This is a genomic window from Mycobacterium avium subsp. avium, from assembly GCF_009741445.1.
GTDB classification, from domain to species: domain Bacteria; phylum Actinomycetota; class Actinomycetes; order Mycobacteriales; family Mycobacteriaceae; genus Mycobacterium; species Mycobacterium avium.
The window spans coordinates 3,851,824-3,863,906 of sequence record NZ_CP046507.1 but is presented as its reverse complement, the minus strand read 5'-3'; the positions used below and the strand labels follow the sequence as shown (position 1 = coordinate 3,863,906).

14 protein-coding genes are annotated in these 12,083 nt (G+C 70.6%); 5 read left to right on the top strand and 9 right to left on the bottom strand.

Annotated elements, in window-relative coordinates; translation table 11 throughout:
• Positions 1-5 precede the first annotated feature (5 nt).
• Positions 6-80, bottom strand: a complete 75-nt coding sequence (locus tag MAA44156_RS23810) for a 50S ribosomal protein bL37 (RefSeq protein ID WP_085976515.1) — start codon at positions 78-80, stop codon at positions 6-8.
• A 276-nt stretch (positions 81-356) separates the two neighbouring features.
• Here MAA44156_RS23810 and MAA44156_RS17970 point away from each other — a divergent pair, with 276 nt between their 5' ends.
• Entirely contained in the window at positions 357-572 is a 216-nt protein-coding gene (locus MAA44156_RS17970; protein ID WP_003874604.1) for a biotin/lipoyl-binding carrier protein, read from the top strand.
• A 28-nt stretch (positions 573-600) separates the two neighbouring features.
• On the top strand, positions 601-2,100 hold the full coding sequence (locus MAA44156_RS17965; protein ID WP_009978684.1) for a sensor histidine kinase: 1,500 nt from the start codon (positions 601-603) through the stop codon (positions 2,098-2,100).
• Between the two features lie 69 nt (positions 2,101-2,169).
• Here the strand turns inward: MAA44156_RS17965 and whiB1 are convergent, their stop codons facing one another.
• Together whiB1 and MAA44156_RS17955 are read right to left on the bottom strand one after the other, a co-directional pair.
• Positions 2,170-2,424, bottom strand: coding sequence for a transcriptional regulator WhiB1 (gene whiB1 / locus MAA44156_RS17960; RefSeq protein ID WP_003874607.1), 255 nt, complete (start codon positions 2,422-2,424; stop codon positions 2,170-2,172).
• 281 nt (positions 2,425-2,705) lie between these two features.
• Positions 2,706-3,671, bottom strand: a complete 966-nt coding sequence (locus tag MAA44156_RS17955) for a diacylglycerol/lipid kinase family protein (RefSeq protein WP_009978681.1) — start codon at positions 3,669-3,671, stop codon at positions 2,706-2,708.
• A gap of 202 nt (positions 3,672-3,873) precedes the next feature.
• On the opposite strand from MAA44156_RS17955, the gene MAA44156_RS17950 reads away from it, so the two are divergent.
• On the top strand, positions 3,874-4,305 hold the full coding sequence (locus MAA44156_RS17950; protein WP_009978680.1) for a hypothetical protein: 432 nt from the start codon (positions 3,874-3,876) through the stop codon (positions 4,303-4,305).
• On the opposite strand, the gene MAA44156_RS17945 is transcribed toward MAA44156_RS17950, so the two are convergent.
• Genes MAA44156_RS17945 through MAA44156_RS17935 form a run of 3 tightly spaced genes read right to left on the bottom strand, consistent with a single transcriptional unit; the run spans position 4,257 to position 6,411 of the window.
• A complete protein-coding gene (locus MAA44156_RS17945) occupies positions 4,257-4,739 on the bottom strand; it encodes a GNAT family N-acetyltransferase (RefSeq protein ID WP_009978678.1) in 483 nt (160 codons plus the stop codon). The genes MAA44156_RS17950 and MAA44156_RS17945 overlap by 49 nt on opposite strands.
• Positions 4,736-5,830 (bottom strand): isochorismate synthase, encoded by a 1,095-nt coding sequence (locus MAA44156_RS17940; RefSeq protein WP_009978677.1) that lies wholly within the window; start codon positions 5,828-5,830, stop codon positions 4,736-4,738. Before MAA44156_RS17940 ends, MAA44156_RS17945 begins: the two co-directional genes overlap by 4 nt.
• Complete coding sequence (locus MAA44156_RS17935) at positions 5,827-6,411, bottom strand: acid phosphatase (RefSeq protein WP_009978676.1); 585 nt, start codon at positions 6,409-6,411, stop codon at positions 5,827-5,829. Before MAA44156_RS17935 ends, MAA44156_RS17940 begins: the two co-directional genes overlap by 4 nt.
• Positions 6,412-6,523: 112 nt before the next feature.
• Between MAA44156_RS17935 and MAA44156_RS17930 the strand changes: the two genes are divergently transcribed.
• Complete coding sequence (locus MAA44156_RS17930) at positions 6,524-7,324, top strand: ParA family protein (protein WP_009978675.1); 801 nt, start codon at positions 6,524-6,526, stop codon at positions 7,322-7,324.
• A gap of 158 nt (positions 7,325-7,482) precedes the next feature.
• On the opposite strand, the gene MAA44156_RS17925 is transcribed toward MAA44156_RS17930, so the two are convergent.
• Complete coding sequence (locus tag MAA44156_RS17925; RefSeq protein ID WP_009978674.1) at positions 7,483-8,709, bottom strand: Rv3212 family protein; 1,227 nt, start codon at positions 8,707-8,709, stop codon at positions 7,483-7,485.
• 17 nt (positions 8,710-8,726) lie between these two features.
• Complete coding sequence (locus tag MAA44156_RS17920) at positions 8,727-10,244, bottom strand: DEAD/DEAH box helicase (RefSeq protein ID WP_009978673.1); 1,518 nt, start codon at positions 10,242-10,244, stop codon at positions 8,727-8,729.
• 269 nt (positions 10,245-10,513) lie between these two features.
• Between MAA44156_RS17920 and MAA44156_RS17915 the strand changes: the two genes are divergently transcribed.
• Positions 10,514-11,233, top strand: a complete 720-nt coding sequence (locus MAA44156_RS17915; protein ID WP_023863225.1) for a ferritin-like fold-containing protein — start codon at positions 10,514-10,516, stop codon at positions 11,231-11,233.
• Between the two features lie 21 nt (positions 11,234-11,254).
• On the opposite strand, the gene MAA44156_RS17910 is transcribed toward MAA44156_RS17915, so the two are convergent.
• Positions 11,255-11,992 carry an MmpS family transport accessory protein gene (locus MAA44156_RS17910; protein ID WP_003878903.1) on the bottom strand — a complete coding sequence of 246 codons (738 nt, stop codon included), beginning with the start codon at positions 11,990-11,992 and terminating at the stop codon, positions 11,255-11,257.
• Positions 11,993-12,083 lie beyond the last annotated feature (91 nt).

Here is a 12,083-nt window from a genome sequence, read left to right as displayed (position 1 = left end):
GTCCGTCAGGAGTTGGGCCGCTTGCCGTGGTTGGCCTTGCTGTGCTTGCGGTCGCGCTTCTTGCGGCCTCGTTTGGCCATCGGTCGAAAACCTCCGTCGATTGCTTGTCACACCGGCCGTCGCGCGCCGGTTGGCTTGCTGCACAGTGTCTCACGAGCGCCGCCGCGCACCGACTTCGCCCTCGTCGGAGCCCTCGTCGGACCCCGGTGCGAGCCTTCGCCGGGACCCGTCGGGACCGGTGTGCCGCCGTCGCGGCCGGTGCTGTGGTTCGATGTAGGTGAGCCTGACGGGGCCTGATAGAACCTTGATGAACCAGCAGCCAGCCTGCGCAGAGGCCGAAAACGAGTGGGGTGAAGATGGCCGAGGATGTGCGCGCCGAGATCGTGGCCAGCGTGCTCGAAGTCGTTGTGAACGAGGGTGACCAGATCGGCAAGGGCGACACCCTGGTGCTGCTGGAGTCGATGAAGATGGAGATTCCCGTGCTGGCCGAAGTCGGTGGCACCGTCAGCAAGGTCAGCGTGTCGGTGGGTGACGTCATTCAGGCGGGCGACCTCATCGCGGTGATCAGCTAGCCCCGGGGAACCACTCGGGAGTTATTCGATGTCCACTCTCGGTGATCTGCTCGCCGAGCACACCATGCTGCCGGGCAACGCGGTCGACCACCTGCACGCGGTGGTCGGGGAGTGGCAGCTGCTGGCCGACCTGTCCTTCGCCGACTATCTGATGTGGGTGTGCCGCGACGACGGCATGCTGGTGTGCGTGGCGCAGTGCCGGCCGAACACGGCGCCGACCGTGCTGCAAACCGACGCGGTGGGCACCGTCGTGGCCTCCGAGCGGCTGACGCTGGTCGCCGAGACCTTCGCCTCCGGCGCCGCCAAAGCCGATGACGTTGCGGCCCAACAAGATTCGTGGTTGCCCGGCACTCACGTCGAGGCGTCCCCGGTGCGCTACGGCGGGCGCGTGGTGGCGGTGCTGACCCGGCATCAGACCGCGGTGGCCGCCGACCGCGCGTCGGGCCAGCTGGAGATCGCCTACCGGGAGTGCGCCGCGGACCTCGTCCACATGCTCGCCGAGGGCACCTTTCCCGACGTGGGGGACGTGGCCATGTCGCGCTCCACCCCGCGCGCCGGCGACGGCTTCATCCGCCTCGACGTCAACGGCGTCGTCGCCTACGCCAGCCCCAACGCGCTGTCGGCCTACCACCGGATGGGGCTCACCACCGAGCTGGAGGGCCACAACCTCATCGAGATCACCCGGCCGCTGATCTCCGATTCGTTCGAGGCCCAGGAGATGGCCGAGCACGTCAAGGACCTGCTGGCCGGCGGCAAGAGCATGCGGATGGAGGTCGACGCCGGCGGGGCGACCGTGCTGCTGCGCACCCTGCCGCTGGTGGTCAACGGCGCCAGCGCCGGCGCGGCGGTGCTGATCCGCGACGTCACCGAGGTGAAGCGCCGCGACCGCGCGCTGATCTCCAAGGACGCCACCATCCGCGAGATCCACCACCGGGTCAAGAACAACCTGCAGACCGTGGCCGCGCTGTTGCGGCTGCAGGCCCGCCGCACGACCAACCCCGAGGGGCGCGAAGCCCTGATCGAGTCGGTGCGCCGGGTGTCGTCGATCGCGCTGGTGCACGACGCGCTGTCGATGTCGGTGGACGAACAGGTCAACCTCGACGAGGTGATCGACCGGATCCTGCCGATCATGAACGACGTGGCGTCGGTGGACCGCCCGATCCGGATCAACCGGGTCGGCGATCTGGGCGTGCTGGACTCCGACCGGGCCACGGCGCTGATCATGGTGATCACCGAGCTGGTGCAGAACGCGATCGAGCACGCCTTCGATCCGGCGGCCGCCGAGGGGTCGGTGACGATCCGCGCCGAACGCTCGGCCCGCTGGCTCGACGTCGTGGTGCACGACGACGGCCGCGGCCTGCCGGAGGGATTCAGCCTGGAGGCCTCCGACAGCCTCGGCCTGCAGATCGTCCGCACCCTGGTGTCGGCGGAGCTGGACGGCACGCTGGGGATGAGCGAAGCCTCCGAACGCGGCACCGACGTGGTGTTGCGGGTGCCGATCGGGCGCCGGACCAGGATGTTGCTGTAGCCGCGCGACCCGCACGCAAGAGTGCGGCCCCGACAATCGTCGAGGCCGCACCGTTTTGCGTTATCCGGGTTAAACCCCGCTGCGGGCCTTTGTCCGGGCGTTGCGACGCTTCAGGGCGCGCCGCTCGTCTTCGCTCATGCCGCCCCAGACGCCCGAGTCCTGGCCCGTGTTCAGGGCCCAACCGAGGCACTCTGTGGTCACCGGGCACCGATTACAGACCAGTTTCGCGTCAGCGATCTGCGCGAGCGCCGGGCCGCTGTTCCCCACCGGGAAAAACAGCTCCGGGTCCTCGTCGCGACAGACCGCCTTGTGGCGCCAATCCATACGTCTTTACTCCTTACTGAGTGCGCAGCAAGGCGCACGGCCATTTTCTTCGGCTGTTTAACGCGTGCAGAAGAAAAGGGGCCGTACCCCCACGAAATTTCTGCATGCAACCTTTTGATCGTTTCACAGGCTCAACAGATGTCAATAGTGTGAGTTCGCTCGTGGGCTATCTCACTTTGATCATCTCGTAGCCGAACCCTTACTCCATTGTACTACACTGACGGGCCTCTTCGCCGAAACCCCGTTTTCCGGCCGCCCTGGGGCCGAGGTGTTGTAGCTGGTCAGAGACGTTTTTGCCGCGGCGGCGCGACGACCGCCAGCGCGTCCGGAACGGACTTGAACGTCATGGTTTCGCGCACGCCGAGGTAATCGCCGTCGAACTGGCAGGCGAGGGGGCCGCCGGTCGAGGTAACTCGCAGGCAGGGCAGGTCGTCTTCGGTGATCAGTTGCTTGAAGTTGAAGGCGGGGCGTTTGGCGAACATCTGCCGGACGATCCGCAGGGTGGGAATCGGCTTGAGGGTGGTGGGCGCGAACACCCCCAGGCCGGATTCGAAGCTGCAGCCGGGGTTGGTCCACACCGGCCGCTCGTTGGCGAACGTCCACGGGCTCGAGTTCGACACGAACGCGAAGCTGACCCCGGTGATGGGTTCGCGGCCCGGCAGTTCGAGCGTCAGCATCGGTTCGCGGCGGGTGTAGCCCCACACGGCGGGCACCGCGGCGCGGATGTAGCGCCAGGCGGTCACCTTGCCGCCCTTGTCGCGTTCGGCCTCGACGGCGGCCACCACCTCGGCGTCGACGCCCATGCCGGTGTTGAACACGGCCCACCGCTCGCCGCAGTCGATAAGTCCGATGCGGCGCCAGGTGTGGTGGCGCTGGTAGTCGTCGAGCAGTTGGATGAGCTGGTTGGTGGCCGCGACCGGGTCGCGGGAGATGCCCAGCGACCGCGCCAGCACGTTCGCGGAGCCGCCGGGGACCACCGCCACCGCCGGCACCGGTCCGGTCGGCAGCGATCCGGGACGGCCGAGCAGGCCGTTGACCACCCCGCTCACCGTGCCGTCGCCGCCGTGCACGACGACCAGGTCGACGCCGTCGGCGAGCGCCTTCTGCGCGAGTTCGGTGCCGTGACCGCGGTGGTTGGTGTGCTCGACGGCGAGCTGCAGGCGGCTCTTCAGCGCGTGGGCCAGCAGATCGCGCCCGGCCGCGGTGGTCGAAGTCGCTGTTGGGTTGACGATCAGCACGGCCCGCATGAGCCACGAGCTTATGCGGTGCGACGATGCGCGCCGCAGCGCGGCGCGAGGAGGAGTGCCGCGATCGAACCGAGCGGTGCGACGATGCGCGCCGCAGCGCGGCGCGAGGAGGAGTGCCGCGATCGAACCATGCGGTGCGACGATGCGCGCCGCAGCGCGGCGCGAGGAGGAGTCGGACGGGTGTCGTGGCTACGCTGACGCTGTGACGACGCCCGCCGCCCCGACCACCGTTCGCCGTGCCGGCCTGATCGTCCTGCTGCAAGGGGTGGCCGCGCTGGTCGTGGCGGTGGTGCTGGTGGTGCGCGGGATCGCCGGCGCCGACCAGCATGTGGTCAACGGCCTGGCCACCGCGGGCTGGTTCGTGCTGGTCGGCGCCGCGGTGATCGGCGCGGGGCGCGCGTTGACCCGCGGCAAGCGGTGGGGCCGCGGGCTGGCGGTGATCACCCAGCTGCTGTTGTTGCCGGTCGCCTGGTATCTGGCGGTGGGGTCGCATCAGCCGGGCTTCGGGATCCCGGCCGGCGCGGTGGCCCTGGTCGTGCTGGGCTTGCTGTTCAGTCCGGCCGCGGTGCGCTGGGCCGCCGGCGGTCAGGACGACTCCGCCAGCTCCGCCAACCGCGGCCCGGACAGCCGGTAGGTGGTCCATTCCCGCTGCGGCCGGGCGCCGATCCCGTCGTAGAGGGCGATGGCGTCGGTGTTCCAGTTCAACACCGCCCAACTCAGCCGCGTGTAGCCCCGTCGCACGCACTCGGCGGCCAGCGCAGCCAGCAATGCCCGGGCCAGTCCGCGGCGGCGAAACCCCGGTCGTACGAACAGATCTTCCAGGTAGATCCCCGCCACGCCGTCCCAGGTGGAGAAGTTGACGAACCACAGCGCCATCCCCGCGACGGTGCCGTCTACCTCGGCCACATGCCCGTGCACCGTCGGGGCCGCATCGAAAAGCGCTGCGGCGAGCCGTGTTTCGGTGACCGTGCACTGATCGGCGGCGCGCTCGAATTCGGCCAGCGCATGGATCATTTCGGTGATGGCAGCAGCGTCGTGCGGTGCGGCGCGGCGGATTCGGTGGCTCATCGGACGTCCAGGGCGTTGAGTATGGTGGCGAATTTCGTTGTGGTTTCCGCGACTTCGTCGTCGGGATCGGATTCGGCGACGATACCGCCGCCGGCCCGCGCCAGCGCGCTGCGCCGGTCGGCCGACAACTGCGCGCAGCGGATGGACACCACCCAGCGGCCGTCGCCGCGGGCGTCACACCATCCCACCGCGCCGGCGTAGAAGCCGCGGTCGCCCTCCAGTTGGGCGATCAGCTCGACGGCGGCGTCGGTCGGCACCCCGCCGACCGCCGGTGTGGGGTGCAGCGCCAGCGCCAAATCCATTGCGGTGGTTGACCTATCGCGCAGCCGCCCGCTGATCGGCGTGCACAGGTGCCACACCGTGGCGGTGCGGCTCAGCTGCGGTTCGGCCGCGATGGACAGGTCGTCGCACAGCGGCTCCAAGGCGGCCCTGATGGTCTCGATCACCAGCTGATGCTCGTGGCGGTTCTTGGCCGACGACGCCAGCGCGGCACCGTTGGCCGCGTCGGTGTCCGGATCGGCGGCACGCGGGGCCGACCCGGCGAACGGCCGGCACTCGACCCGGTCGCCGGTGCGCGCCACCAGAAGCTCGGGGCTGGCGCCCACCAGCGCCACGCCCGCATGGTCGTGGCCGGCGGCGCTGAGGTCGACGAGATAGCCGTACGCGCCCGGGTCTGCGGCGATCAGCCGGCGCAGGATGGTGCGGGCATCCAGCGGGGCGTCGGCGACCAGGTGCAGGGCGCGGGCCAGCACCACCTTGTGCAGCGGGTTGTCGGTTGCGGCGAGCTGCTCGCGGGCCCGGCAGATCCGGTCCCGGTAGTCGATCGGCGGGGGGAGGGCGGCGGCAACCCGCATCGACGGCAGCTTCCGGGCCGGCCAGTCCGGTGGGCCGTCGCTGACGCTCACGGTATCCGGGGTCAGCAGGGCGGCCGGTCGGCGCACGTCGAAAGGCAACGCGCCCAACACAATTGACACTTCTTGGGAGCGCAGCGCGGCCTGCGCGGCGGCCACGTCGCGGTAGCTTCGCCGCACGCCGTCGGCGACCAGGGTTTGCGTCGGCCCGCACAGCGCGAACGTCGGTTCGTCGTTCACGTCAACCCGAGCGCCCGCAGTTGCCGCACCCCGTGCTCGAATCCGCAGACCGCGATCGACGCGGTGATCATGGCGAAGCGGCTGCCTTCGGCGAGCGGCAGTTCCACCCAGCGTGTCATCACCGCCCTGCAGAAGTGGCCGTGGCTGACGAAGACCACGTCGCGCGACTCCATCTGCCGCAGCGCCGCGGTGACGGCCGCGTCGGCGCGACCGCTGACCTGCGCGACGCTCTCGCCGCCAGGACAGCCGTGCATCCACACCAGCCAGTCGGGCACCGACTGGCGGATCTGCTCAGTGGTCAGGCCCTCGTAGGAGCCGTAATCCCATTCCGCGAGCTGCTCGGACACCTCGTCGACGTTCAGCCCGGCCAGCTCCGCGGTGGCCAGCGAGCGTTGCCGCGGGCTGCTGATCACCAGTGGCTCAACGAGTTTCAGCTCGCTCAGCGCCCGGCCGGCGCGCTCGGCCTGCGTCCGGCCGGCCTCGGTCAGCTCCACCTCGGTGCGGCCGGTGTGCCGACCCGTTTTCGACCACTCGGTCTCGCCGTGGCGCAGCAGCACCAGACGGTGGTTGTGCAAGCCCATGTGCAGTGATTCTGCCGGACGACATGCTGGGGCCGCTGGGCCCAAGCGTCTGGCGGGCGAACATGCCAGGATGGCACTGTAAAGGCGGGGCGATGAAAAGGGGCGGGCGCTGGTGAGTAAGACCCGGGTACTGGCGGTGGCCAACCAGAAGGGCGGCGTAGCCAAGACGACGACGGTCGCCTCGCTGGGCGCGGCGATGGTCGACGAGGGCAAGCGGGTGCTGCTGGTCGACCTCGACCCGCAGGGTTGCCTGACCTTCTCGCTGGGCCACGATCCCGACAAGCTGCCGGTGTCCGTGCACGAGGTGCTGCTCGGCGAGGTCGAGCCCAACGCCGCGCTGGTGGACACCGCGGAGGGAATGACGCTGCTGCCGGCCAACATCGACCTGGCCGGGGCCGAAGCGATGCTGCTGATGCGGGCCGGGCGCGAGTACGCGCTCAAGCGGGCGCTGGCCAAACTCGCCGACCGGTTCGACGTGGTAATCGTCGACTGTCCGCCGTCGCTGGGGGTGTTGACCCTCAACGGGCTGACCGCCGCCGACGAGGTCATCGTGCCGCTGCAGTGCGAGACGCTGGCGCATCGCGGGGTGGGGCAGTTCCTGCGCACGGTGACCGACGTCCAGCAGATCACCAACCCGGACCTGCGGCTGCTGGGCGCCCTGCCGACGCTGTACGACTCGCGCACCACGCACACCCGCGACGTGCTCGTCGACGTCGCCGACCGCTACAGCCTGCCGGTGCTGGCCCCGCCGATTCCGCGCACCGTGCGGTTCGCCGAGGCCAGCGCCTCGGGGTCGTCGGTGATGGCCGGCCGCAAGAACAAGGGCGCGGCGGCCTACGGCGAACTGGCCGCGGCGCTGCTCAAGCACTGGAAGTCCGGCAAGCCGCTGCCCACGTTCACCGTCGAGGTCTAGCCTCGGCGCGCGGCCGAGTCGCTGGGCTTTGAGTGTGCGCTGACGGCGAGCCCGCTCGGCGTGTCGCCGCCGCAGATACACACGCAAGGCCAACGATTCACACTCGACGGCCCGAACCGAAGCGACGGCCCGAACCGAAGCGACGGCCCAGATCGCGATCAGCCCAGCGCGACCACGGTGTCGCCGCGCTGCTCGAACACCCGCGACCCGGACACGGCCGGCACCACCGCGGCCCCGGGTGGCGCGCCGCCGGTCGCCCGGTCCACCGGAATGTAGCGTTCGCTGGCGCCGCTGATCGGGTCGTAGACGCCGATCGCCCCGGTGACGGGCACCAGCAACCGGCCCGCCATCATCGCCCCCGGCCCCAGCGGCGCGGTCTTGTCCCCGGCGGCGATGGTGTAGCGCAGCGCCAAGGTGTTGACGTCGAAGACCATCAGCGAATCGCCGGTCCACCAGGTCATCACGCTGCCCGCGTGCGAGACCGCCGCCGACGGCGACGGCGGTCTGGGCAGCGGCGTGCTCGACACGGTCGTCCCGGTTTCGTCGATCACGTCGACCCGCGGCCGCGGCGCCGGCAGATACACCGCGGTGGTGGCCTCCCGGACGGCCAGCACCCGGGCGCCCGAATCCGGTGCGATGCCCGGCTCGGCCACGATGTGTTGCTGGGGCTCGTCGTCGTCCTTGCCGGGCCGCAGCAGCACCAGCCGCAGGTCGGCCTGATTTGCACAGCTCTCCAGCACCGAGACCGCCGACGAGCTGGCCGCGGCGGAGATCAGCCGGCAGCCCGAGTGCAGTCCGCGCGCCGACGGTTTCACCCGGGCGTCGGTCTCGCCGTAGGTGAGCATCCGCACCATGTCCGAGCGCCAGAGCTCCAGCCGGGTGTCGCCGACCGACAGCACGGTCATGCCGTCGGAGGACAGCCGCACCCGCGGGTCGGCGTAGCCGCTGCGGGCCGGCCCGCGGCGGCCGGTGGAACCGTCGAGGGTGCTCACCTGGCCGCAGCCACGGTCGTCGCGGTACACCCCGACGGCGTAGCGGTACAACCAGGACAGTCCGCACAGGTCGGTGTCGCGGGCATAGCTCCAGCGGGACTGCCCGGTCGCGGGGTCGCGGCCGTCGATCCGCCGGCCCGCACCGGTGGCGACCACCCCACCCACCACCACCGGCTCGGTGGTGGCCGGGCTGGCCGCGGTCCACAACTGTTTGAGGCTGGCCGGCACTTGCCGGGCGGGGCTCGGGTTGGGCGCCGGCACGGCCGCCGGGCGGCTGACGGTTGCCCGGGCGTCGCTGGTCCACCAGATCAGCGCGGCGGTCGCGGCGACGACGACGGCGATGGTCGCGGCGGCCACGATGTCGCCCCTGGTCCGCCGCTCGGGTCTGACCATGCGTCGGCGCCGGGGCGTTAGTTGCTCTGCGCGGTGGCGTCCGCGGGCTTGCGACGCCGGCGTCGGCGCCGGCTCGAGCCGGGGTTGCCCGGCGGGGAGCCGGCCGGTGCGTCCGCGGCCGCCTCGCCGTTACTGCTCGCGGCTCCGTTGCCCGACGGGTGCCCGCTGACCGGCTGGCCGCCGCGGGTGCGTCGGCGCCGGGTGCCCGAGCGCCGCGTGGCTGTCTCCGACTTCTGATCCGGCTTTGCGGTCGCTCGCTCGGCGCTGCGGCGCGGGCCCTGCGGCTTGCGGGCGGCGCCCACCCGGCCCCCGGCACCGGCCGGGATGCCCAGCTCTTCGTACAGGTGCGGCGAATTGGAGTAGGTCTCGGCGGGCTCGGGAACGTCCAGCCCCAGCGCCTTGTCGATCAGCGCCCAGCGGGCCAGCTCGTCCCAGTCCACCAGGGTGACCGCGACCCCGGCCTTGCCGGCGCGGCCGGTGCGGCCGATGCGGTGCACGTAGGCCTGCTCGTCCTCGGGAATCTGGTAGTTGATGACGTGCGTGACGTCGTCGATGTCGATGCCCCGGGCCGCCACGTCGGTGGCCACCAGCACGTCGATGTCGCCGGTCCGGAAGGCCTTGAGCGCCTTCTCGCGTGCCACCTGTCCGAGGTCCCCGTGCACCGCACCGACCTTGAAGCCGCGTTCGGCCAGCTCGTCGGCGACCTTCTGCGCAGTGCGCTTGGTGCGGGTGAAGATCATCGTGGCGCCGCGGCTCTCGGCCTGCAGCACCCGGCTGACCAGCTCCACCTTGTCCAGGGCGTGCGCCCGGTAGACGTACTGGACCGTGGTGTCGTGGGTGGCCGCCGAATGCGGCGCCTCGGCCCGGATGTGGGTGGGCTGGTTCATGAAGGTGCGGGCCAGCGTGATGATCGGGTCCGGCATGGTCGCCGAGAACAGCATCGACTGCCGGTCGTCGGGGATCTGCCGCAGGATGCGCTCGATGTCGGGCAGGAAGCCCAGGTCGAGCATCTCGTCGGCCTCGTCGAGCACCAGCACGGACAGCCCGCCCAGCTGCAGGTGGCCCTGCTGCGCAAGGTCGAGCAGCCGGCCCGGGGTGCCCACCACGACGTCGGCGCCGGCGCGCAGCGCGTCGATCTGCGGCTCGTAGGGGCGGCCGCCGTAGATGGGAACCACCGACAACGGGCGGCCGCCGTCGGCGGTCAGGTGCTTGGCCGCCAGCGTGAGGTCATCGGTCACCTGCAGGCACAGCTCGCGGGTGGGCACCACGACCAGCGCGCGCGGGGTGCCGTTGAGCGCCCGCGGGGCGGTGCCGGCCGTGATGCGCTGCAGCAGCGGCACCCCGAAGGCGAAGGTCTTGCCCATGCCGGTGCGGGCCTGGCCGATCAGGTCGTCGCCGGCCAGCGCCAGCGGCAGGGTCAGTTCTTGGATCGCAAAAGAGTGTTGAATCCCTTTTTCGTCGAGCGCGCGGACGATTTCGTCGCGGACGCCGAGTTGAGCAAAAGTGAGTTCAGTTGTGCTGGTGGGTGTGGTCATGCGTGGGTAGATAGCCTCTCGGTGACGTATCGGATTGTGTCGGTGTTTTTCTGTTGCGGTCACGCGCGCACCAGTTCCGACTCCGAATACGTCGCCGAGCCGCCGGCTCCGGCTCGGGCTGGAGGAACCCAGTCCGGGCGGGCCAACTGTGCACGCACATTTCCCCGATGGTGGCAATTGAAGACAAATACAACCGCCATCTACCTACATGATAGCCGGTCGACAGCTGGCTCCCATTTTGCGCTAAGTCAGCCGACTACAGTGTTGCCATGACCCGGTCCTCTTGCCAGTCCTCCGAAGCAGCCAGAGAAGCCGACCGAGCAGCCGATTCACCCGCCCCCCGACTGTCGGCCGACCACCCGGGCGTCAACGAGCTGTTCGCGGTGCTGGCCTACGGCGAGATCGCCGCGTTCTACCGGCTCACCGACGAGGCCAAGATGGCTCCCGACCTGCGCGGACGGATCTCGATGGCGAGCATGGCCGCCGCCGAGATGCAGCACTACGAGCAGCTGCGCGACGCGCTGGAGAGCCGGGGCGTCGACGTGGTGTCCGCGATGTCGAAGTACGTCTCGGCGCTGGAGAACTACCACCGGCTGACGATGCCCAGCACCTGGCTGGAGGCGCTGGTCAAGACCTACGTCGGCGACGCGTTGGCCGCCGACCTGTACCTGGAGATCGCCGACGGGCTGCCCGACGAGGTCGCCGACGTGGTGCGCGCCGCGCTGGCGGAGACCGGGCACTCGCAGTTCGTCGTCGCCGAGGTGCGCGCCGCCGTCACCTCCAGCAGCAAGCAGCGCAGCCGGCTGGCGCTGTGGGCGCGCCGCCTGTTGGGCGAGGCGATCACCCAGGCGCAGTACCTGCTGGCCGACCACGACGAGCTGGTCGATCTGGTGGTGTCCGGCGCCGGCGGGCTGGGCCAGCTCAACGCGTTCTTCGACCGGCTGCAGCAGACCCACGAGCGGCGCATGCGGGAACTGGGCCTGGGCTGAACGGCGGCGCCGCCCTGGGGCTCAGCGGGCGCAGGTCGCCATGTTCGAGGCGTTGGCCGAGGCGACCACCCGCTGGCCGGCGGCGTTGAAGATCGAGCAGCTGAGCCGGCCGTAGAAGCTGGTCGCCACCACGGATTCGGTCTGCACGCCGGGTTCCAGCACCACCACTTTCGACCACGGCAGCGACACGTTGAACTCGGTCTGCGGCACCCCGTGCGCGTCGGTGTAGACGACGTTGACCAAATCCAGCAGCTGCTTGCTTCCGCTCACGCTGTAGACGACGGTGCGCGGATCCACCGTGACCGTCGGCGCCGCCGCCAGAGGCGGTGCGGCCGTGGGGGTTTGGGCCGGGGCGACGCCGGGGGTCAGGCTGGGCGCGACGCTGGGCGCCGCGCTGGGTGAGGTGACCGTGGTGAACGTCTCGGCCGGCAGCGGGCGCGACGGGCTGGGGGAGGCGCTGGGCGGGACGGACGCCTTGGTGGTCGCGGGCGCCGAGGTCACCGAGTGCGGAGCCGACGCCCCCACCGTGGCCTTGGTGGACGCGCTGTCCCCGCTGTTGATGATGACGGCGGTGGCGATGGCGCCCAGGGCCACCACGGCGCCGACGATCGCGGTGGCCGGCCGCCAGCGCGAGTCGGCGGGCCAGCCGGTCCAGTTGTAGTCGGCGTTCAGGTAGGGGTCGGTGTCGCAGGCGTCGTCAGCGTCGTCGTCCGGGTAACCCCGGATCCGGTCGTCGAGGTGCGGCAGTGTGGTACCCATGGGGCCGAAGTTAGCCATGTGACAACACGGATCGGGTATCGCGCGGGTGGCCGAGACAACCTGCAAGCGAATCGTTATCGCACCGCGACCG